The organism is Pseudarthrobacter phenanthrenivorans (assembly GCF_000813845.1).
Classification (GTDB): domain Bacteria; phylum Actinomycetota; class Actinomycetes; order Actinomycetales; family Micrococcaceae; genus Arthrobacter; species Arthrobacter phenanthrenivorans_B.
In genome coordinates this window covers 52,094-73,172 of sequence record NZ_JWTB01000020.1, presented here as the reverse complement: position 1 = coordinate 73,172, position 21,079 = coordinate 52,094, and the positions used below count along the sequence as shown (strand labels likewise).

Annotated in this window: 17 protein-coding genes; 6 read left to right on the top strand and 11 right to left on the bottom strand. The window is 63.9% G+C overall.

The annotated features are described in order from the left end of the window. Positions 1 to 31 precede the first annotated feature (31 nt). From RM50_RS11240 to RM50_RS11225, 4 genes are all read right to left on the bottom strand, one after another. Positions 32 to 775 carry an SDR family NAD(P)-dependent oxidoreductase gene (locus tag RM50_RS11240; RefSeq protein ID WP_043452593.1) on the bottom strand — a complete coding sequence of 248 codons (744 nt, stop codon included), beginning with the start codon at positions 773 to 775 and terminating at the stop codon, positions 32 to 34. Continuing rightward, positions 772 to 1,680 carry a shikimate dehydrogenase gene (locus RM50_RS11235; protein ID WP_082007049.1) on the bottom strand — a complete coding sequence of 303 codons (909 nt, stop codon included), beginning with the start codon at positions 1,678 to 1,680 and terminating at the stop codon, positions 772 to 774. The genes RM50_RS11240 and RM50_RS11235 overlap by 4 nt, the downstream gene beginning before the upstream one ends. Beyond that, complete coding sequence (locus RM50_RS11230; protein ID WP_052260166.1) at positions 1,677 to 3,089, bottom strand: MFS transporter; 1,413 nt, start codon at positions 3,087 to 3,089, stop codon at positions 1,677 to 1,679. Before RM50_RS11230 ends, RM50_RS11235 begins: the two co-directional genes overlap by 4 nt. A 139-nt stretch (positions 3,090 to 3,228) precedes the next feature. Then, positions 3,229 to 4,164: a LysR family transcriptional regulator gene (locus tag RM50_RS11225; protein WP_052260165.1), complete on the bottom strand. Its 936-nt coding sequence runs from the start codon at positions 4,162 to 4,164 to the stop codon at positions 3,229 to 3,231. Between the two features lie 148 nt (positions 4,165 to 4,312). Between RM50_RS11225 and RM50_RS11220 the strand changes: the two genes are divergently transcribed. After that, positions 4,313 to 4,597 (top strand): DUF427 domain-containing protein, encoded by a 285-nt coding sequence (locus tag RM50_RS11220; RefSeq protein ID WP_043452591.1) that lies wholly within the window; start codon positions 4,313 to 4,315, stop codon positions 4,595 to 4,597. 106 nt (positions 4,598 to 4,703) lie between these two features. Here RM50_RS11220 and RM50_RS11215 read toward each other — a convergent pair whose 3' ends face one another. Further along, positions 4,704 to 5,618, bottom strand: coding sequence for a patatin-like phospholipase family protein (locus tag RM50_RS11215; protein WP_043452590.1), 915 nt, complete (start codon positions 5,616 to 5,618; stop codon positions 4,704 to 4,706). 190 nt (positions 5,619 to 5,808) lie between these two features. Here RM50_RS11215 and RM50_RS11210 point away from each other — a divergent pair, with 190 nt between their 5' ends. Beyond that, a complete protein-coding gene (locus RM50_RS11210) occupies positions 5,809 to 6,282 on the top strand; it encodes a GNAT family N-acetyltransferase (RefSeq protein ID WP_043452589.1) in 474 nt (157 codons plus the stop codon). Between the two features lie 87 nt (positions 6,283 to 6,369). Here RM50_RS11210 and RM50_RS11205 read toward each other — a convergent pair whose 3' ends face one another. From RM50_RS11205 to RM50_RS11190, 4 genes are all read right to left on the bottom strand, one after another. Next, positions 6,370 to 6,825, bottom strand: coding sequence for an SRPBCC family protein (locus RM50_RS11205; protein WP_043452587.1), 456 nt, complete (start codon positions 6,823 to 6,825; stop codon positions 6,370 to 6,372). A 177-nt stretch (positions 6,826 to 7,002) separates the two neighbouring features. Beyond that, positions 7,003 to 8,058, bottom strand: a complete 1,056-nt coding sequence (locus RM50_RS11200; RefSeq protein WP_043452585.1) for a hypothetical protein — start codon at positions 8,056 to 8,058, stop codon at positions 7,003 to 7,005. A gap of 27 nt (positions 8,059 to 8,085) precedes the next feature. Then, the gene (locus tag RM50_RS11195; protein ID WP_043452583.1) at positions 8,086 to 8,973 is read right to left on the bottom strand and encodes a phosphatidylinositol-specific phospholipase C/glycerophosphodiester phosphodiesterase family protein; all 888 of its coding nucleotides are present in this window, start codon (positions 8,971 to 8,973) and stop codon (positions 8,086 to 8,088) included. A 197-nt stretch (positions 8,974 to 9,170) separates the two neighbouring features. Further along, a complete protein-coding gene (locus RM50_RS11190; RefSeq protein WP_043452582.1) occupies positions 9,171 to 10,616 on the bottom strand; it encodes an HNH endonuclease signature motif containing protein in 1,446 nt (481 codons plus the stop codon). A gap of 299 nt (positions 10,617 to 10,915) precedes the next feature. Here RM50_RS11190 and RM50_RS11185 point away from each other — a divergent pair, with 299 nt between their 5' ends. Together RM50_RS11185 and RM50_RS20380 are read left to right on the top strand one after the other, a co-directional pair. Next, positions 10,916 to 12,007, top strand: a complete 1,092-nt coding sequence (locus RM50_RS11185; protein ID WP_043452580.1) for a type I restriction endonuclease — start codon at positions 10,916 to 10,918, stop codon at positions 12,005 to 12,007. A 73-nt stretch (positions 12,008 to 12,080) separates the two neighbouring features. Continuing rightward, on the top strand, positions 12,081 to 12,980 hold the full coding sequence (locus RM50_RS20380; protein ID WP_082007048.1) for a TIR domain-containing protein: 900 nt from the start codon (positions 12,081 to 12,083) through the stop codon (positions 12,978 to 12,980). A 169-nt stretch (positions 12,981 to 13,149) separates the two neighbouring features. Here the strand turns inward: RM50_RS20380 and RM50_RS11180 are convergent, their stop codons facing one another. Next, positions 13,150 to 15,192: an ABC transporter ATP-binding protein gene (locus RM50_RS11180; protein WP_043452579.1), complete on the bottom strand. Its 2,043-nt coding sequence runs from the start codon at positions 15,190 to 15,192 to the stop codon at positions 13,150 to 13,152. Next, on the bottom strand, positions 15,189 to 16,922 hold the full coding sequence (locus tag RM50_RS11175; protein WP_043452578.1) for an ABC transporter ATP-binding protein: 1,734 nt from the start codon (positions 16,920 to 16,922) through the stop codon (positions 15,189 to 15,191). The genes RM50_RS11180 and RM50_RS11175 overlap by 4 nt, the downstream gene beginning before the upstream one ends. 409 nt (positions 16,923 to 17,331) lie before the next feature. Between RM50_RS11175 and RM50_RS11170 the strand changes: the two genes are divergently transcribed. Together RM50_RS11170 and RM50_RS11165 are read left to right on the top strand one after the other, a co-directional pair. Then, entirely contained in the window at positions 17,332 to 19,383 is a 2,052-nt protein-coding gene (locus RM50_RS11170) for a hydantoinase/oxoprolinase family protein (protein WP_043452576.1), read from the top strand. Between the two features lie 10 nt (positions 19,384 to 19,393). After that, on the top strand, positions 19,394 to 21,067 hold the full coding sequence (locus RM50_RS11165) for a hydantoinase B/oxoprolinase family protein (protein ID WP_043452574.1): 1,674 nt from the start codon (positions 19,394 to 19,396) through the stop codon (positions 21,065 to 21,067). The last annotated feature ends 12 nt before the right edge of the window (positions 21,068 to 21,079 follow it).

Genomic DNA, 21,079 nt, shown 5'->3' with positions numbered 1-21,079 from the left:
CGTCTTTCTGGTGCTGGTGGGTGTGGGGCTGCTAGTAGGTGGCACGGCCGCCGGACAGGTCGAAAACGAAGCCGGTGGTGTAGGAGGCCGCCGGCGAAACGATGAATTCGATGAGCGCTGCTGCCTCGGCGGGCGTGCCGAACCTGCCCATGGGGATCTTGGCGGCCTGTTCCTTCTGTTGCGCAGGCGGAACTTCGGCGAAAAGCGGGGTTACCACGTTGCCCGGTGCGAGGGCGTTCACGGTGATGCCATCGGTGGCGAATTCCTTGGCCAAGGATTTGACCAGGCCCAGGATCCCGGCCTTGCTGGCGGAATAGGCAGGCATGTTGACCACGCCTTCCTTGCCCGCGGTGGAGGAAATGTGAAGCAGCCGGCCGTAGCCCGCTTTGGCCATCCCAGGCAGGACCGCCTGCGAGACAATGAATGCCCCCGTGAGGTTGATCCTCACGATGCGTTCGAAGTCCTCCACTGACGTGGACGCGGCCGATGCCACGGGACCAAGGATGCCCGCGCAGTTCACGACCGCGTCCAGCCCTCCCATATCCTCCGTTGCTGTCAGCACGGCCGCTGCAACAGAGGACGGATCGGTGACGTCCAGGGCGAGTGAGCGGGCGCCGGATTCCGCGGGCCAGGCGGCCGAGGGCAGGTCCGCTCCCACGACGGCGGCGCCGGAAGCCCGCAGGAGTTCTGCGGTCGCTTGCCCTATGCCGCTGGCCGCTCCGATCACCAGGCAGCAGGATTCTGCGATGGTGCGGGGTGATGGGTGGTTCATCATGCGGCTGCTGCCTGCTGGAACGTTGCCAGCATGTGGTCGGCGTCGGCGCGGATGCCGGTGAAGAGCTCGAAGGAAGCCGCTGCCTGCCCCACCACCATGCGCCCGCCGTCGAGGACGGCACAGCCCTTGCTGCGCGCCGCCTTGATCAGCTGGGTTTCAAGCGGCCGGTAGACCACGTCTGCAACCCACAGCCGGGGATGGATCCAGGCCGGGTCCACGGGGATGCCGGGGTGTCCGGCCATCCCGATCGGGGTCGCGTTCACCAGGCCTTCAGCGGCCTGAAGGCTTGCGGCCACGGCGTCCGTACCCGTAACTGACAGGGTGCTGTCCGGGAAATGTGGGGCCAGCCTGGTGGCCAGGGCCTCGGCACGGGCCGGGTCGATGTCGGCGATGACCAAGTGGGTGATCCCTGCGCCCAGGAGGCCGAATGCCACGGCCGCGCCGGCCCCGCCGGCCCCGATCTGCACTACCGAACTGGTGGCAGCAAACGGAAGACCGGCCCGGAGGCCGCCGATGAAGCCGGAGTGGTCGGTGTTGTGGCCCACGGCTTTGCCGCCGTGGAAGGTGATGGCGTTTACCGCGCCCAGGACGCGGGCCTCGGGCGAAAGTTCGTCAAGGCCCTCCTGGACCAGCTGTTTGCTCGGATGGGTCACGTTCAGGCCGTCGTAGCCAAAGTCTGCCGCACTTCGGACCAGCGCGGCAGACATTTCTGCCGGCTGTCCGATGGCATCAAGGTCGATGACCCGGTAGGTATAGGCAAGGCCAAGCCTGTCTGCCTCCGCCTCATGGAGTACCGGGGTAAGCGAGCCGCCAATCCCGGCCCCGAGCAGCCCCACAACATGGCGGTGGTTGATGTCGGCTTCACGGGTCAGGAACGGCGGGACCGGCAGGGTTTGCTCCCTCATGCCTGCACCTTGCTGGTGGCCGCACCGGCGGGGCCGGAATCGGCTGCGGACTCAGCGGCCGCCGTCGGACTACTGACGGACGACGTACGGAGGCGGGGATCGGATTTCCTCAGTCCCAGCAGGGCAGTCGGCGTCTTGAACGTTTCCGGTGCCATCAGGGCCGCGATGGCGGAGATGGCGCAGGCAACGGCTGCGAAGGTAGCCACGGGAAGCCAGTTGGCCTTGTCTCCGCCGATCAGCAGCTCGGAAATGGCGGGCGCGAATCCCGCCAGGAGCAGGCCGAACATGAGGCTGATGGCCATGCCTGAGTACCGGACTTTCACCGGGAACTGCTCGGGGAAGTACGCGGGGTAGATCGAGTTGGTGGCGGTGTAGGCAACGCCGATCAGCAGGATGCCGGTGACGAAGATCAGCGGGACGTTGGCGGACGTGAGGGCCGTGAAGAACACGTAGACCATGCCCGTCTGCAGCAGGAGCCCGGAGACGAAGACGGGTTTGCGGCCGATCCGGTCCGCAAGCATCCCGGTCAGCGGGCCCATCCCGACGGCGGCAAGGTTGGCTACGGCGATGACCGTGAGCATCAGCCCTTTTTCCACGCCCACAACGGAAGTCGCGTAGGAGAGGGCGAAGACGTTGATGATCGTGTTGATGATGGTGAAGAGGGACATCATGGTGACACGCAGGACGGTGGCCCAGTGGTGCCGGAACAGGGTGATGAGCGGTACCTTCACCACGTCGTCGTGTTCCTTGACTTCGGCGAACACTGTGGGTTCTTCGAGGAGGCGGCGAAGGATGAACGCGACGACCGTAACCACGGCGCTGGCAAGGAAGGGAATCCGCCAGCCCCAGGAGAGCAGTTGGTCCTCAGGCATGGACGCCACCGGGATGAAGACGAGGGTGGAAAGCACGATGCCGAACATGATGCCGCTCATGGTCCAGCTGGTGTAGAAGGCGCGCTTCCGGTCCGGGGCGTGCTCAAGGGTGAGCGAACTTGAGCCGGGTGATTCGCCGCCGGCCGACAACCCCTGGACCAGGCGGAGAACCACAATGAGGACAGGCGCTGCCATTCCGATCTGGCTGTAGGTGGGCAGGCAGCCGATGAGGAAGGTGGAGGTGCCCATCAGCAGGAGGGTAAGGAGCAGGACCCGTTTACGGCCGAACTTGTCGCCCAAGTGTCCGCAGATCACGGCTCCCAGCGGGCGGGCTACGTAGGCCACCCCTACCGTTGCAAAGGACAACAGCATGGACGACGGACCCGGGGCGAAGAACAGCTTTCCGAAGATCAGGGCGGCCGCCGAGCCGAAGATGAAGAAGTCGTAGTACTCAAGGGCGCTGCCTACGAACCCTGAAACTGCAGCGATTTTTGCATTGTTTTTTGGGCGCACTGTACCCACTGTCGACACTGACATGGTGTTCCCTTTCTTATGGCCAGGACCGTCCCGGGGGCCCTGGGGACGGTCCTGGCCGCAGGATGGTTTGCCGCGTTAGGCGGCTTCTTCATCCAGTGTGGCTGCCATCACTTAGTAAGTCCACGACTAAAACGGTCTATCACTTTGTGTGATTTTCACTTAATCCCGATGAAGTGTGCGCGCTGTCCGGAAAGACCTCTTCGACGACGGCGAGGACGGCGGCCAGGACGGGTGAATCGTTTTCGGCAGACCAGGCGATGGCGTGGTTCATGAAGTGCGGCGGGTCGTCGAGGGGCACATATGTTGCTCCTGAGGGGATGATGCCGGATATCCCGCTGCTCATCAGGGTGACCCCCACGCCGGCCGCCACGAAGGTCAACACCATGTAGGGGTCGGAGAGCTCCTGGACCACACGCGGGCGGAATCCAGCCGCGAGGCAGGAGGCAAGCATCACTTCCGTCATCGACGAGGAGCCATCCAGCGGCGGTGAAATGAAATCATCGCCGGCCAATGACCGCAGGGGAATCGACTCCTTCCCCGCGAGCGGGTGGTCCAGCGGGAGCACAGCGCCAATTTCCTCGCTTGCCACCAGGCGGGTCAGCACGGACGGGCCCGGATTCTCGGGAAGACCGACGAAAGCGAGGTCCAGCGTTCCGTTCGCAACGCTGGCCAGGCCATCGGCCGTGCGCACCCGGCTGGTGAGTTCCATTTTGATATCCGGGTAGCGGCGGCGGACGGCCCGCGTCAGCGGCGGAAGGGTCAGGTGGTTTACCGCACCCGAGAATCCGATCCTGATGCTGCCCCGGACCCCCTCAACTTCGGCTTGGGCGGCTTCCCGCGCCAACCGCATTTCCCGGAGGACCCTGTAGGCCCGGGGCAGGAGGGCATGTCCGGCCGGGGTGAGGGCCACGCTCCTGGTGTTGCGCTCGAAGAGGCGGGTGCCCAGGTCCGCCTCGAGCTTTCGGATGACCTGGCTCAGCGGGGACTGCGAGGTGTGGAGGCGCTCTGCCGCCCGGCCGAAGTGCAGCTCTTCCGCTACTGCGACGAATGCCTCCAGCCACCGGATTTCTGTCATGAGTCCAGAATGTACCCTTTGCGGAACACCCGGGCACCGCTTCAGGCGTGCCGGGCCGTGGACTTCCGGGAACAAGCGGGTGGCCCGCACCGTTGGAAGCTCTAGGAAGCACTGCCTGCAGCATGCGGCAGCCACGGAAGGGAACCCTATGGTCAGGGCTATTTGGAACGGAAAAGTCATCGCCGAATCCGCGGACACCGTGGTGGTGGAGGGCAACCACTATTTCCCGCGTGACGCCGTGAAGGCCGACTACCTGCGGGACAGCGACAAGAATACGTTTTGCCCTTGGAAGGGCCAGGCCAGCTACCACACGCTCGAGGTGGACGGTGCGCTGAATGAGGCCGCGGCCTGGTATTACCCGGAGCCCAAGCCGCGCGCCAAGCACATCGAGGACCGGGTGGCGTTCTGGCGCGGGGTCACCATCGAGGACTAGCAGGCGCACGGAGGCGGATGACGCCGGGACATCCCCGGCGCCGTCCGCCTCCTTCGTGTGCTCTGCCTGGCTTCCCGCTGCTTTCGCTTCCCTACTTCCCAGGCAGTCAGCGCCAGAATTCCGCGAGCTTTCCCGCCAGGCCTTTCCCCTGGTTGTACCCCGCCTGGGCGGCGGCCGGACGCAGGGACAGGTCCATGGCGTTGGCGCCGAACATGTACTCGGCGTCGCCCTCCGGGAAGACTGTTTCCACCATGCTCCCGCCCGCCCGCAACTCCTCGACCTGCGCCGCAAGCTGCATGCCCCACTCCAGCGGCATCCGCGTCCTGCCGCCAAAGGGCGACAGGACCAGGACGCGCCCACAACCGGCGGCCAGGTCCGCGTTCTCGTTGCGCCGGTAGCCGCCGTCGATATAGCTGTTGGCACCGATCCGGTAGGCCGAACCACTGGAACAGCTGGCGGCAACCGCATCCACCAGGTCGATGCCGCTGTCGCGGTGAAACACCGCCGGCTCGCCGGTGTGTGCGTCGACGGCGGTGATGAGCAGATCATGCTGCGGCCAGGACGCTGCAGGCAATCGGGCCGCCACGGTGGCACGCCACCGCCCCGAGGCGTCGTGTCCGGCAGCAAGGTCCAGCGCCAGGGCGCCCATCCGGCGCCGCATGTCGGCCGGGTCTTCAGCGGAGGCAATAATCCGGCCGGTCCGCTCAAGGTGGTCGGACACCGGCCTGGCGGCGGGGACCCCACCGGCTGCCCCGGCCGGAGCCGTTCGCTGCTGAGGCGCGGCGTCAACGACGGCGGCGTACAGGTCCGCCGGCGCGGCGCCGGAAACTTGGGCCGCCGCGGTGGATCCGGCCGAGGTTCCGATGACCAGGTCAGCAGTGGTCACATCCAGCCCGGCATCGGCCACGCCGGCAAGGACGCCGATCAGCCATGCGTTGCCGGTTGATCCGCCGCCGCCGAGGACCAGGGCGCGGCGGGAGGCCGGCACGGACTGTGCGATGGAAGAAGGTGTTGAATTCATGGGAGTCGCCTTTCGCGAATTGCCTGTGCGGCGCTCCCGGCGGCGACTAGTTCAGCCGCGTGATCGTGGGCTGCGAGGGAGCACCCATTACGGATACAGCTTTCATGGGTCTCACCTCCTGGGGACGGGTCACGATCACGGGAATCATGGCACACCGGACCGCGCCGCGCAACGGGTACATTTGAGGGCGATGATTTCCATTGACCGGGACCACGCCGCACGCAGTGATGTCCAGCAGCTCCTCAGCGAACACCTGGCGGACATGTTCGCCACCTCGCCGGCCGAAAGCGTCCACGCCCTGGACCACTCCGCGCTGTCCGCGCCGTCGATCACTTTCTGGACGGCCCGGGAGGACGGGAACCTGCTGGGATGCGGCGCCCTGAAGCTCCTGGACTCCCCCACGGGCCAGGCAACGGATGGCGAACTCAAGTCCATGCGCACCACAGAATCCGCCCGGAGCCGTGGCGTAGCCACCCGCATGCTCCGGCACATCCTCGACGACGCGAGGGCCAGGAACCTGGAGCGGGTCTGCCTGGAAACCGGGACCGAGGACTACTTCGCACCCGCGCGCCGCCTCTACGCCCGCCACGGCTTCACCGAATGCCCGCCCTTCGCCGACTACGTGCCGGACCCAAACAGCGTCTTCATGGAGCTCCGACTCTAGCCAGGCACCTGCCAGGCACATAAGGAAAGCGGACGACGGCGGGTGGGCAGCCGCCGTCGCCCGCTTCCGTTTTCCTGGACTTCATTCCTAGACGTCGCCGCGCCAGCCACCGGTTTCCGTGCCGCGCGATTCGATGAATTCCTTGAACCTGCGCATGTCGGCCTTGACCTGCATCTCGTCGATCTTCAGGGCCGCGCCTACCTTTTCCGTGGCGTTTTCCGGAGTCCATTCGAAGTGCACTTTGACCTTGGTGTGGTTGGCATCCATCGGCGTGAACCTGATGATGCCGGCGTGCGACTTGCCGTCGGTGCTGCGCCAGGCGATCCTGTCATCCGGCTCCTGGTCGACGATTTCAGTGTCGAACTCCCGCTTCGCGCCGCCCACGTTGGTGACCCAGTGGTTGGTGGTATCAGTCAGCTGGGTGATCGACTCGACGCCGGACATGAACTGCGGAAAGGATTCGAACTGGGTCCACTGGTTGTAAGCCGTCCGAACCGGGACAGCCACTTCCACGGTCTCCTCAACCTCTTCAACGTGTGTCATCTGCTGCCTCCTCATGATGGACGGCTGCAACAGCGGACCGGCAGAGCTTGCCATCCTGCCAGTCAGGCAGCCGCCACGCTTGCACAATAAATCCGGCGGCCACCTGTGTCCAGACCCAATAATCCACAGCGGACGACGGCGGGTGGGCACCCGCCGTCGTCCGTTTCCGCCAGGTGGCTACTGGCTGAAGGGGACCTTTTCCCAGCTCAGCACGTCAGCGCCTTTGGCGCCGTTGCCGGCGACCGTGAAGCGGACATAGTCCACGGCGTTGTTGGCGCCGTCCACGGTGATGCGCTGCAGGTTGTCCGCAGCCGGTGAGCCGTAGATGTCCAGCCAGGGTGAGCCCGCGGCGAGGGGCTGGTTCTCGGCGAAAACGTGGCTGTCGCCGTTCACCAGGTAGACCGGGGCGTCGAAGCGGTTGGTCTCTTCGACGATGGCCTGCACGATCCGGCGGAAACCGGAGACCGTGTCCGGGTTGGCGGTCGCTGCCTCGAGCAGCGAGGGGTCGAACATGTCCGCCTGCTGCAGAAGGACCACGGCCCGGTCATTGCTGCGCCGCGCATCGGCGAAGGTCTGGCGGATCTGGGCGATGACCGCATCCGTCCGGTAGTCCACCTCCGCCAACTGCTCCGGGGTGGGCGCCGTCTTGCCCAGGCCCGTCCATGGCAGGAGGGAGTTGTTGCTGCCCTGGACGTTGAGCACGGAGAAGGCCACCCGGTTCCTGGTGAAGCTGACGTCCTCCGGGAGTCCCAGGTTCTCCTGGCTCTTCACGGGCATGGTGGCACCAAGGGTTTTGCCGGGCTGGTTGAAGAAGATCTCCCGGAGCTTGTCGAGGCGCTCCAGCGGGTTGTAGGCGCCATTGTTGGTCCGGTGGCAGTCCACCCACTCGTTGTCGCCGGGCGTGTAGACCAGAGGATGGGTGAAGGTGTTGAACTGGGCGCGGATGGAGGAGAAGTACTCGTCCGAGCAAACGGAGGAACCGTTCTTGATATCGCCCACGTGTGCTACAAACGTCAGGTCCTTGTCCGCGTTGAGATCCTGGATGCGGGACGGGAACTTGGCGATCTCCGCGGCGCCGTAGGGGATGTCGCCGATGGCGGCGAAGGTGAAGGCCTGGTTGTCGTTGCTGGTGCTGTCCGCTTGTGCTGTTTGGGCGAAGGCGGGCTGGGACGCAAGGAGGCCGAGCGCCAGGGCGAGCGCCGCCGTCGTGGTTTTCACGATCTTTGTGGGCATGGAATTGCTCCTGTTTCTGCTGGTTGCCTAGGCTGCGCGGGCGGTGAGGAACTGCTGGAGGCCGGCGAGGTCGTCGGTGTTGATGTGGTCCACGCCTGCATTGGCGAGCTCGGTCCAAAGGGCATCGCGGGCGGCGCCGGGCTGGTCCGGGGTGGCCCAAAAGCGGACGCGGTAGCCATTGGCGTGGGCGGTGGCCACGAAGGCGCGCAATTTAGCGCGCTCGGCCTCTGGCATGGGGCCGACGCCCTGCCAGGTGAAGAGCTTGGTCCAGTTGTCGCTGACCAGCGGCATCAGGGAGGCGGGCAGGCCGGAGGCGAGGTCGGTGGAGCGGCCGTCGTAGAAGCTGGAGCGCTGGGTTTGCGCCTGCATGGTGGCCAGCGGGCGGTTGCCGCTGATCACCGCGGTGACCGGGCCGGTCTTGACGTTGCCATTGGTGTAGCGGCTCATGATGTCGCGGTGTTCGGCCAGTTCCTGCTCGACGGCAGCGTAGGTGGCCTCGCCCTCGCTCTTGATGTCGATGAGGAGCTGCAGGCTGCCGTCCCAGTGGGGGTAGACGCTGTGCCCGGGCGTGCTGCGGACCAGGTCCTGGAGCGGGTCAAGGTAGAGGCTCTCCAGGGTGACGCCCTGCTTGGCATCCGCGAGGTCGTGGGCCACGCGCAGCTCGCCGTCCACCAGCCATACGTCCGCCTCAACGCTGGTGAAGCCGTGCTCCAGCGCGTCGTGCAGGGGGCGGTCGTGCTCGTAATCGTTGTGGGCGTGTGTTCCGGCGAGGGGTTGGCCGACGACGACGGGAGCCGGCTTGGGTGCCTCAGCCGGGGCCTGGGTTTGGGCTTGCGTCTGCGCCTGGGCTGGGGCGGCTGTCCCGGCCAGGAAAGTGAGGGCAGCGACGGCAGCGATGGTTCTTTTCACGAACACGGAAGACTCCTGGTGCCTTGGGGATGACCGTCCAGGCTGGGGGTGCCGGGCGGGAGGGTGCGTGAAAAGACTGCTGGGTCTGCCGAAACGCTGTGGGGCCTGCTGGTTGACGGCTGGTGAACGGCACGGGAAGCGCGAGACCTCCCCGCATGCCCGGGCACAGCAGCGGTTTGCTGCGCCCGGGCCCAGTGGGACGGTTACGAGGCAACGAGGAAATCAACGATGAGTGACTCCAACGGGCTGTTTCCGTTCGGGAGGCACCCTGGAGGCCAGAGCGTTGGTTCCCGGTCCGCTCGTTCGGCGTTGTATTTGCGGCCCGACGGCGAGACCCAGCCGGGCGGTTCATTCCTGGCCGCAGGTCCCGGACCCCAGCGGGTTCGATGCTTGAGCCGATGATGCTTGGGACACAACTGACCCAGGTTGCTGATCCCCGTGGCGCCTCCATGCTCCCAAGCCGTGAGGTGGTCCGCCTCATTGTCCTGGCTCGGATTGCTGCAGCCGGGAAACGTGCACTTTCCATCGCGCATCCGCAGCCACCGCTTCAAGGATTCCGGAAGCCGGTAGCTCGTGCGGCCGATTTCCAGCGGCGCCCCGTCCCGCGGGTCCACCAACACCCGGTAGAAGGAACCGGCACCTTCCGCGACGAGTTTGCGAGCCATCGATGCCGGGATGGGTCCGTAGTTGTCAAGGTCCGCGGGTTCATCCGTGGCGCCCAAGAGGGAGAAGACCGGCACTGTGACCAGGACGTCCGCTGTGAGGGATGGCCCGGCCCCGGCATTCCCGCCTGAGGTGCCAAGCAACAATCTGGCGGCCTCGTCGACCCTGATTTGGGTGAGGGTCCGCGGTTCTTCCGGTCCCTGCAGTCCACGCGCCAGGGCTGTGGCCTTGTTCCAAATGGCGCAGGCCTTGTCCGCAGGCATATAGAGCGAGACCCATGCCATGCCATTGCGGTCCGGAGAGTATTCCATCCGCCGGTCTTCCACGGACCTCATGTGCCTGATCTCAAGGGATTCGGGTTGATGGCGTTCCCGCCAGGCCCGTACCTTCCGCCTAAACCGGGCTGGCGCCAGCTCCCCTGCCGCGGCACCCCTGGCCGCATTCGGAGCCTCCGGGTCCAGGAAATGCGCCTCCAGCGCGGAGGCGGCGGTCTTGTCCAGGCCGGTGGTTTCATCGACGATGATCCGGGCGTGCTGCCAGGAAATCTTTCCCGACTGCAACGCATCCAGTGCCGCGGGCAACGTTGTGGTCAGCGCGTGCGCCTCACCCAGCAGTGCCGCCGCGGCACGCTCCCCAACAGTCAGGACGCAGGCGACTTCCGCCACCAGGCTCATCTCGCGTGCTGAGGACTCATATGCGCTGTCCGCCGGTCCCTCCATGGCAGCGGTTGCCTCCGCATACCCGGCGAGGAGGCGCACTTTGACGGCGGCGATGGCGGCTTCGATCCGGGCCACAACACCCAGACCGTCCAGGTACGAATCAGCAAGTTGGCCCAGTGGATCGTAAGCATCCCGGTGATCGCCGTCCGAATCTCCTGAAGACGGGCCAAGGACGTCAACCAGCTCGTCCGCCAGCCCCCTTATGGAGGTAACGGCAGCGGGCAGTCCGGCACTGCCTCCTGCATCCACCACCGCCCAGGTTTCCATACCCAAAGCTTGGCAGGGGGGTGTGACATTTTGGCTTCCGGCACCCAGCCGCCCCGGACCGCTTGGAGGGAGCGGACGACGGTGGGTGGGGACACGGCGTCGTCCGCTTTTGTTCGTGCGTGGGATGGGGTTCAATCCCCCCGCCTCTAGCTGATGGCGACTGTGTGCAACATGACGACGGCCATTAGCCACTTGCGTGTAAATGTCGCTCCTCGGATGTAAGTTTTGCTGCAGCAGCTTGAAATTGCTGTCGGGCACATGGTGGTGTCCGGCTACAGGAAACTTACTGGGGGTACGAAATGGAATTCGCAGAGAAGCTTTCAGCTTTGGCGGCAAAGGTGCGTCAGCAGCGGGGCGTAATCCAGACAGAAGAGGCAACAAAGAACGCCTTCGTGATGCCGTTCATCTCGACGATTCTTGGCTATGACGTCTTCAATCCGCTGGAGGTCGTTCCCGAGTTCATTGCCGATGTCGGCCTTAAGAAGGGCGAAAAGATCGACTACGCCATCGTCAAGGACGGCGAGGTGCAGATCCTGATTGAGTGCAAGAAGTCCACGGAGCCCGTGAAGATCGAGCACGCATCACAGCTCTTCCGCTACTTTGCCGTCACCAACGCGCGGATCGCCATCCTTACTAACGGCGAGGTTTACCAGTTCTTCACGGACCTTGACGCACCAAACCGCATGGATGCCAAGCCTTTCCTTGTGCTGGACTTGAACGACATCGACCAGTCGCTTATCCCTGAGCTGCAGAAGCTGTCCAAGGACGTTTTCGACCTCGACTCGATTATTAGTGCCGCCGGCGAACTTAAATACATCGGCGAGCTCAAGCGGACCCTGGCAGCACAGTTCAAGGAGCCTGAAGATGAATGGGTCAAGTTCCTGACAGCCAGGGTCTATTCCGGGCCGTACACGCAAAAAGTGCGGGAGCAGTTCACAACGCTGGTCGGAAAGGCTACAAAGCAGTTCCTCAATGACCAAGTGAACGAGCGGTTGAAGAAGGCCTTGGGCAATCCTGGATTCCCGCAAACTGAGGACACCGCCGCACCCTTGGCTGTCACCAGCGCCCCGGTCGCAGAAGCCGACCTCGCGGAAGCCGATGGACTCGAGACGACGCTTGAAGAAATCGAGGGCTACCAAATCGTGCGCGCAATTGTCTGCAGCGAGGTCAAACCGGCTCGGGTGGCCCAGCGTGATGCAAAGTCCTATTTCGCGGTGCTCCTCGACGACAACAACCGCAAGCCCATTGCCCGGTTGCACTTCAACCGAACGCAGAAGTACATCGGCATCTTTGACGAAAGCAAAGAAGAGACTCGAGTGCCCATCAACTCGCTCGAGGAGATCTACGAACACACTGAGGCTCTTCGGGCCACGGTGAAGAGCTACCTATAAAGTTCCAGCCACTCAAGCCAGCCGAGTTGATACTGTCACCGATAAGCGCGAACTCCCTGGGAGATGAACCGTTTTGAAAGTCTTTATTAGTTGGTCCAAAAACTCCTGCCACTTTGCAGGGGTGCTCAATGAGGCAATCGGACGACTTTTTGACACCGTTACTACTTTTTACAGCCCAGAGATTCCCGCGGGGGAGCAATGGCTGGCGCAAATTGAGGAGGAGCTCAATGATACGGATTTTGGGATCATATGCGTATCAAGAGAGAATCAACTAGAACAGTGGCTGAACTATGAGGCCGGAGCATTGTCGCGGCAAGTTTCGGACCGCAGGAAGCGCCTAGGGGTACTCCTCCTAAACTTTGAAGACACAAGCGACGTCGCTGGTCCTTTCAAAAATTTCCAAATGAAGATGGCTAACATACAGGGCTTCAAATCACTAATGAAGTCCTTGAATGAATATGGCCCAAATATCAAGCAGGAAACCTTAGATTCCCGTATAGACATGGAATGGCCGCAGCTACAAGATGCTGTCGAGAAGCTTAAGAAGGAAGCCGCAACTAGGACGAAAACTCCCGAGCGGCCCGATACCGAGAAAATTGATGAGCTGCTGCGCATTGTTAGAGACTTTGACAAAGCACTTACGGTGCCCGTTATTAACCCGACCCCCGTCTCCGTCGGTGAACGTTACAAGGGACAAAGTTTCACGACCAAAGCCTACAAGGTTATTAGGGGGCGCACTGCGATCCTAGATTTTAGAACAGTGAATGAAAATTTGGACGTCCTTGATTCTAGTACGGCTTTGAGTGAAATTGAGAAACGCGCAATACAACATTATTATCAGGCCGAATTTCCGGGAAATGACAAAACCCTTATTATCATTGATCCGGTCTGGAAGGATCAATACATTGTATCCCCCGACGGACCTCTGACTCAGGAATTAATGGCCTCAGATCTGGATCCAGCGGACAACTAGATAAAGCGAAGCGAAGCTTAGGACTGAATCTAGTTCCGAACAGCGCGGAGTTTCCTGCAGCTCCGGGGACAAAAACTCTTCCTTATCCCTCCCCTCACGTCTCATCATCAAGTAATTAAATGGCACGGCATTGTCACCACAGAAGCGTCCCTATACCTGAAAACCGCCTTCAAACCTCCGCCACGGGCGCCGCGAACTGGGCCTCGTACAGCCGCGCGTAAGCCCCGCCGGCGGCCAACAAAGAACCGTGGTTCCCTTGCTCCACGATCTGCCCGTTCTCCATGACCAGGATGAGGTCGGCGTCGCGGATCGTGGACAGGCGGTGCGCAATCACAAAGGACGTCCTGTCGGACCGCAAAGCGCTCATCGCCTTCTGCACCAGCACCTCGGTCCGGGTGTCCACGGAAGATGTGGCCTCGTCCAGGATCAAAACAGAAGGCGAAGCCAGGAACGCCCGCGCGATCGTCAGCAACTGCTTCTCACCGGCGGATACGTTGGCACCTTCGTCGTCCAGCACGGTGTCGTACCCCTCGGGCAGGGACTTCACGAACCGGTCCACATACGTTGCCCGCGCGGCCTCAAGCACCTCCTCCGAGGAAGCAGTGGGCCGGCCGTACGCGATGTTGTCCCGGATGGTCCCGCCGAACAGCCACGTATCCTGCAGCACCATCCCCATCCGCGAGCGCAGGTCATTTCGGCTCATGGTGGTGATATCCACGCCGTCCAGCGTGATCCGGCCGGCATCCAGCTCATAGAACCGCATCATCAGGTTCACCAGCGTGGTCTTGCCCGCACCGGTCGGCCCCACAATCGCCACCGTCTGCCCCGGCTCCGCCACCAACGAAAGCCCGGAAATCAGCGGCTTGTCCGGCGAATAGGAGAAGTACACATCCTCAAACACCAGCCGCCCGCGCACGGCACTATCCGGGCTCTGCAACCCAGCTCCCACGGGATCGGCGGTCTGTTCCTCCGTGTCCAGCAGCTCAAACACCCGCTCCGCAGAGGCCACCCCGGACTGCAGCAGGTTCGCCATGGATCCCAGCTGCGCCAGCGGCTGCGTGAACTGCCGTGAGTACTGGATGAACGCCTGCACATCGCCCAGCTGCATCGCACCGGACGCCACCTGCAGGCCACCCACCACGGCGATCCCCACATACACCAGGTTCCCGATAAACGTCATGGCCGGCATGATCAGCCCGGAAATGAACTGCGCACCGAAGCTGGCGTCATACAGCTCGGCATTCTTCTGCCGGAACCGCTCCCCCACCTCACGCTGCCGACCGAACACCTTCACCAGCGCATGCCCGGTGTACGTCTCCTCGATCTGCCCGTTCAGCTCGCCCGTGTTCTTCCACTGCTGCACGAACAGTTTCTGCGATCGCTTGGCAATAAGGGCCGTGATGCCGAGCGTCAGCGGAATGGTCACCAGAGCGATCAGCGCCAGCGTGGGCGAGAGGATGAACATCATCACCAGCACGCCCAGCACCGTCAGCAGCGACGTCACCGCCTGGCTGATGGACTGCTGCAGGCTCTGCGAAATGTTGTCCACATCGTTGGTCACCCGGCTGAGCAGCTCACCGCGCTGGATCGAGTCGAAGTACCGCAGCGGCAGCCGGTTGATCTTCGCCTCGATCTTTTCCCGCAGCCCGAACACCGTCCGCTGCACCACGCCGTTCAGCACATACGCCTGCCCCCACATGAACGCCGAACCCAGCACGTACAGCACCAGCGCCCACGTCAGCACACTGGCCAGCGCCCCGAAGTCGATCCCCATTCCCGGCGTCAGCGTCATGGCGCTGAGCATGTCTGCCTTCTGGTTCTCCCCCGACGCCCGCAGCATCGCAATCAGCTGCGCCTGCGTCATGCCCGGCGGCAGCTGCTTGGACACGACCCCGGCGAAGATCAGGTTGGTGCCTTCACCCAGCAGCCGCGGCCCGATGACCTGCAGCACCACACCCGCCACGGCCATGACCAGCACCAGGATCAGCCACGCGCGTTCCGGCCGCAGGGTAGCCAGCAGCCGCTTGGCGGAGCCACTGAAGTTCATTGCCTTCTCCGCCGGGACATTCATCCCGGCAAAGGGTCCGCCCCTTCCGGGTCCGCCTGCCGGGCGCGGAATGCGTACGACGTCGGCCTGGCCGGCTTTGCCCCCGCCTGCGGTACCAGAGGGCGCGCCTTTGGCACCGCGCACTGGAGTGGGTCCGTGGCTCATACCGTCTCCTCCGCCGCCAGCTGGGAGGAGACAATCTCGCGGTATGTCCCCGAACTCTCCAGCAACTCATGGTGCGTGCCGTGCGCAACGATCCTGCCGTCGTCGAGCACCAAAATCTGGTCCGCGTCCGTAATGCTGGACACGCGCTGGGCGATGATCACCATGGTGGCACCGGCGGTGCTGCGCTTGAGCGCCTGCCGCAGCCGGGCGTCCGTCCCGGTGTCCAGGGACGAGAACGAATCGTCAAAGATGTAGAGCTCGGGCCGCTTCACCAGCGCCCGTGCAATCGCCAGCCGTTGCCGCTGCCCGCCGGAGACGTTGGTACCGCCCTGGGAGATGGCCGCGTCCAGGCCATCCTCCATCTGCTCCACGAAGTCGCGGGCCTGGGCGATCTCCAGCGCGTCCCACAACTCATCCTCGGTGGCGTCCGGGTTGCCGTACAACAGGTTGCTGCGCACGGTGCCGGAGAACAGGTAAGGCTTCTGCGGCACCAGGCCAATGTGCCCCCACAGCAGGTCCGGGTCCAGGTCCCGCACGTCCACGCCGTCCATCAGCACGGCGCCGGAAGTGACATCGAAGAGCCGGGGCATGAGGTTCACCAGGGTGGTCTTGCCCGAGCCGGTGCTGCCGATGATCGCCGTCGTCTCCCCCGCGCGGGCGGTGAAGCTGATCCCGGACAGGACGGGCTGGTCGGCACCCGGGTAGGCGAATCCGACGTCGCGCATTTCCAGCTCACCGCGCCGGACCGCGCTGGTGACCGGCGCCTTGGGCGGCACCACGCTGGAGCTGGTGCCCAGCACCTCGCCAATGCGGTCCGCGGACACCGACGCGCGCGGAATCATCACCGCCATGAAGGTGGCCATCATGACGGACATCAGGATCTGCATCAGGTAGCTCAGGAACGCGATCAGGGTGCCCACCTGCATGGACCCGTCCTCGATCCGGAACGAGCCGAACCAGATCACCGCCACGCTGGAAACGTTCAGGACCAGCATTACTACGGGGAACATGAGCGCCATCAGCTGGCCGGCGCGGAGGGCCACGTCCGTGACGTCCGTGTTGGCGCGGGCGAAGCGCGCGGTTTCCATGTCCTCCCGCACGAAGGCGCGCACCACGCGGATGCCCGTCAACTGCTCCCGCAGGACGCGGTTCACGGTATCGATCCGGGCCTGCATCTTGCGGAACAGCGGCACCATCCGGGTGACAATAAGTCCGACGGCGATCAGCAGCACCGGGACGCACACGGCGATGAGCCAGGACAGCTGGGCGTCCTGCCGGATGGCCATGATCACCCCGCCGATACTCAGCATGGGGGCCGCCACCATGAGCGTCGCGGACATCAGGACAAGCTGCTGGACCTGCTGGACGTCGTTGGTGGACCGGGTGATCAGGCTGGGTGCGCCGAAGCGCGTGACTTCCTGTTCGGAGAACTCGCCCACGCGTTCAAAGATGGCGCCGCGCAGGTCCCGGCCCAGTCCCATGGCGGCTTTGGCGCCGAAGTACACGGCCACTACAGCGCACACGATCTGCGCCAGGGTTATGAGCAGCATGAAGCTGCCGGTGGAGAGGATGTAGCCGGTATCGCCCCGGGCCACCCCCTGGTCAATGATGTCCGCGTTCAGCGTGGGCAGGTACAGCGACGCAATGGACTGCGCCAGCTGGAACACCACGACGGCGGCCAGCAGCGGCCGGTGCGGCCGCAGGTATTCGACAAGCAACTTCCAGAGCAAGGCGGGCTCCAACCTGACGGTGTGTCCACAAAACGTGGTGCGAGGTCAGTGTACGTCCGGAAACTGGGACTTAACCGGGCGTTGGTGGAGGAAGTTGGGCGGGTTCTCCCACAGCGTATCCGTCCCCTGCGAAGCCAGCACCGCCAGATTTGCAGGTCCACCGCCTGCGTACGGGAGGACAGGGCGACACACCAGTTTGAATGCGTCAAGCACCAGGCTTGAAATGCCATCCCCGCTTTTTGCGTTGCAAAAACTCCCTTCCAAACCGGCCTTCCCAGCGCCTCTTTAGGCCGCATGCACTTTCTCCTTCTCCAGAATTGTGCACGACGCACCCGGTCCCGGAACCCCTCACGCCTAACGTGATCTTCCACACACCAAGTTCCACCCCCAGAACCATGAGGAGATAAAGATGCCGAACTACAGGGTGTCGATGGATATCGGCGGAACGTTCACGGACATCGTGGCGTACGACCAGGCTGCAGGAACCTATGAAGCGACAAAAGCATCAACCACACCGGGCAACCTGAGTGCCGGAGTCATCGCCGGACTCGAATCGATTGTTACCGACCTTTCCGATATCGAATTCCTGGTGCACGGCACCACCCAGGGCCTGAACGCTTTCCTCGAGCGCCGCGGCGTTCCCGTACTGCTGCTGGCCACGGCCGGCGTCGAGGACTCTTACCACATCGCCCGCGGCCCCCGCCTGGAGCTCTACAACGCCCAATACCGCAAGCCGGCTCCCCTGGTCGAGCGGAAGGACGTCATCGGCGTCGGCGGCCGCTTCGACGGTCAGGGCCACGAGATCCGGCCACTCGACGAAGTGGCGGTCCGCCAAGCAGCCCGCCGGGCTCTGGACGAAGGATACGGCGCCGTGGCCGTAGCCTTCCTCTTCAGCTACAAGAACCCGGCCCATGAACTTCGTGCCCGCGAAATCCTGCTCGAAGAACTGGGCGAAGACTTCACCATCTCCCTTTCGCATGAAGCAGCCAAGGAATGGCGCGAATACGAGCGCACCTCGTCCGCCGTCGTCGAGGCATACACGGGCCCCGTGGTCCGCAACTACCTACTGGACCTGGAGGAGAAGCTTGCCGACCGCGGCGTGGAGGCTCCCCTGCACATTATGCAGTCCTCCGGCGGTGTGCTCACCGCCGAGTCCGCCCGCAAGCGTCCCCTTCAGACGCTGCTGTCCGGGCCGGTCGGCGGCGCAATGGGCGACGTCGAGCTGGCCGGCGTGTCAGGCAACCGCAACCTCATCGGTGTTGACATGGGTGGCACCTCCTTCGACGTCTCCCTGGTGGTCGACGGGAAACCCGACGTGTCCACCGAAGCCCACCTCGAAGGCCTGCCGATGCTCATGAGCGTCGTCAACATCCACACCGTGGGGGCCGGCGGCGGCTCTGTGGCGTGGCTCGAAGCCGGCGGCCTCCGAGTGGGCCCACGTTCGGCGGGGGCCACCCCCGGCCCGGCCTGCTACGGCCGCGGCGGCACCGAACCCACCGTCACCGACGCCAACCTGGTGCTCGGTCGGGTCGATCCCGACTGGTTCGCAGGCGGACAGGTTGCCCTGGACCGGGAAGCGGCCATCACGGCACTCAAAACAGTCGGAGACGAACTCGGCATGGACCCGATCGCCATGGCCGAAGGCATCTGCGACGTCGCAAACTCCCAGATGGCGCAGGCCATCAGGACCATCACCATCTCCCGTGGCATCGAACCGCGCGACTTTGCCCTCGTCGCATTCGGCGGCGCAGGGCCCATGCACGCAGTCTTCCTCGCCAAGGAGCTGGGGATCCCGGAAACCGTGGTTCCCCGTTTCCCCGGTGCGTTCTCGGCATGGGGCATGCTGCAGACGAACATCCGCAAGGACTTCTCCGAACCGTACTTCTTCCTCGACGAGGACATCGACGTGGCTGACATGGCCGGTGTCCTGCGAAGGATGGAAGTGGAGGGCCTGAAGTCCCTGGTCTCCGAGGGCGTCCCCGAGGAAAGCCGCCGCACCACCGCCTCCGTGGACGTGCGCTACCAGTCGCAGGAATTTTCGCTGAACGTTCCGCTGACCTCGGCCGACGAACCCGAGTCAGACGGCTTCGTCGCCGACCTGGCTGCCCGCTTCTCCGCGATGTACCACGAGCGCTACGGGCACTCCAACCTGGGCGCCCCCATCGAAATCGTGGCACTGCGGACGCAGGCCGTTGGTGACCTGGGCCGGCTGGAGGCACCGCTCTTCGCCGCCGCACAGAGCCCGCAGTTCAAGCACGAAATGCGCCGGGTGGTCTTTGACCACGAAGAACACGAGACCACCGTGGTGCGCCGCGACGACCTGGCCGCCGGGCACGCCTTCGAAGGCCCCGCCGTCATCGTGGAACAGACCGCCACCACCGTGGTGCCCCCCGGGTTCAACGTCACGGTCGACGAGTTCGGCTCCCTGGTCATCCGCACTGAAGACGCAGAAGGAAATTGAGGTACCACTAATGACAATCGCTGCAGTCAAAACCCTGGATCCCGTAACCGTGGAAATCATCCGCAACGCGCTAACCAGCGCCGCGGACGATATGAACGCCACCCTGATCCGCTCCGCCTACTCACCCATCCTCTACGAGGGCGGTGACTGCGTGGTGGCGCTGCTGGACACCGAACACCGCGTCCTCGGACAGTCCGCCGGGCTCCCCCTGTTCCTCGGCAACCTGGAAACGTGCTCCATCGCCGTGGAGGAGCTGTACGGCCGTGAGGTCTGGCAGGAAGGGGACGTGTGGATCCTTAACGACTCCTACCTCGGCGGAACCCACCTGAACGATGTCACCATTTTCGCGCCGATTTTTGATAACGGCTCGGTGGTTGGCTTCGCCGCCACGCGTGCGCACTGGATGGACATGGGGTCCAAGGATGTGGGCGGCTCGATGGATGCCACGGACATCTTCCAGGAAGGCTTCCGCATGGGGCCGGTCAAGCTCATGGAAGCCGGCATTGAAACCTCCGTGGTGGACCTGATTCGTACCAACGTGCGCTTCCCCTACCAGACCATCGGCGACATGCACGCGATGATCGCCGCACTCCGGATGGGAACCACCCGGATGAAGGAGCTGGTGGGCAGGTACGGCATGGAACAGCTCGATGCTGCCCGCGATGAAATCTTCCGCCAGACTGAGGAGATCGAACGCGAAACGGTCCGCAACATCCCGGACGGCGTCTACGAAGCCGAAGGTGTGCTGGACAACGACGGCATCAACCTGGACACCCCCATCCCCATCAGGCTGAAGATCACGGTCGCCGGCGACACGGTCGACTTCGACGTTACCGGCTCCGCCGACCAGACCATGGGCCCGGTCAACTGCGGCGCAGCCCAAGCCGTTTCGGCCCTGCGTGTGGGATACAAGCTCCTGGTCAGCCCGGACTCCAACTCCAACGGCGGATCCTTCCGCCCGCTGACCACCCAAGTGCGTTCCGGCTCGGTGCTCGGCGCCGTGGCACCCGCACCCTGCCAGTGGTACTTCTCCCATCTGGGACTACTGATCGACCTGGTCTCCAAGGCAATGGCACCCGCCATGCCTGAACGCGTAGCCAGCGCCAGCCACGGCGACTCAATGATCATCACCGCCGCCGGCTTCGATCCCCGCTTCGGCCGGAACTTTGTCAGCATGGAAGCCACCCTGGGCGGCTGGGGCGCCTGGCAGGGCACGGACGGCGAATCCGCCATGATCAACAACGTCAACGGCTCGCTCAAGGACCTGCCCATCGAAATGATGGAAACCCGTTACCCGCTGCGGATCAACGAATACTCCATCCGGCCGAACTCCGGTGGCCCCGGGCAGTGGCGCGGCGGCAACGGAGTGATCCGTGAATACGAGTTCCTGGCCGACTGCGTGGTGGGCCTCTGGTTCGAACGGTCCAAGACGCCGGCCTGGGGTCTCTTCGGCGGGTCTGACGCCCAGGGCCCGGAAGTGGTGATCAATCCTGGCCGCCACGATGAGGCCCGGACGCTGAAGGCCAACGCACGGAAGGTCAAGGCCGGCGACGTCGTCCGCCTGGCCGTTGGGGGCGGTGGCGGTTTCGGAGATGTCTCCAAACGTAGCCGCGAAGACATTGAGTACGACATTGTCAACGGTTTCATCACCGAGGACTTCGCCAAGACCCACTACGGCTACTAAACGCCGCATAGA

What these genes read in the sequence shown, in the direction of transcription:
- RM50_RS11240 (WP_043452593.1), bottom strand. Translation starts at nt 775, where the DNA reads ATGATGAACCACCCATCACCCCGCACCATCGCAGAATCCTGCTGCCTG.
- RM50_RS11235 (WP_082007049.1), bottom strand. Translation starts at nt 1,680, where the DNA reads ATGAGGGAGCAAACCCTGCCGGTCCCGCCGTTCCTGACCCGTGAAGCC.
- RM50_RS11230 (WP_052260166.1), bottom strand. Translation starts at nt 3,089, where the DNA reads ATGTCAGTGTCGACAGTGGGTACAGTGCGCCCAAAAAACAATGCAAAA.
- RM50_RS11225 (WP_052260165.1), bottom strand. Translation starts at nt 4,164, where the DNA reads ATGACAGAAATCCGGTGGCTGGAGGCATTCGTCGCAGTAGCGGAAGAG.
- RM50_RS11220 (WP_043452591.1), top strand. Translation starts at nt 4,313, where the DNA reads ATGGTCAGGGCTATTTGGAACGGAAAAGTCATCGCCGAATCCGCGGAC.
- RM50_RS11215 (WP_043452590.1), bottom strand. Translation starts at nt 5,618, where the DNA reads ATGAATTCAACACCTTCTTCCATCGCACAGTCCGTGCCGGCCTCCCGC.
- RM50_RS11210 (WP_043452589.1), top strand. Translation starts at nt 5,809, where the DNA reads ATGATTTCCATTGACCGGGACCACGCCGCACGCAGTGATGTCCAGCAG.
- RM50_RS11205 (WP_043452587.1), bottom strand. Translation starts at nt 6,825, where the DNA reads ATGACACACGTTGAAGAGGTTGAGGAGACCGTGGAAGTGGCTGTCCCG.
- RM50_RS11200 (WP_043452585.1), bottom strand. Translation starts at nt 8,058, where the DNA reads ATGCCCACAAAGATCGTGAAAACCACGACGGCGGCGCTCGCCCTGGCG.
- RM50_RS11190 (WP_043452582.1), bottom strand. Translation starts at nt 10,616, where the DNA reads ATGGAAACCTGGGCGGTGGTGGATGCAGGAGGCAGTGCCGGACTGCCC.
- RM50_RS11185 (WP_043452580.1), top strand. Translation starts at nt 10,916, where the DNA reads ATGGAATTCGCAGAGAAGCTTTCAGCTTTGGCGGCAAAGGTGCGTCAG.
- RM50_RS11180 (WP_043452579.1), bottom strand. Translation starts at nt 15,192, where the DNA reads ATGAGCCACGGACCCACTCCAGTGCGCGGTGCCAAAGGCGCGCCCTCT.
- RM50_RS11170 (WP_043452576.1), top strand. Translation starts at nt 17,332, where the DNA reads ATGCCGAACTACAGGGTGTCGATGGATATCGGCGGAACGTTCACGGAC.
- RM50_RS11165 (WP_043452574.1), top strand. Translation starts at nt 19,394, where the DNA reads ATGACAATCGCTGCAGTCAAAACCCTGGATCCCGTAACCGTGGAAATC.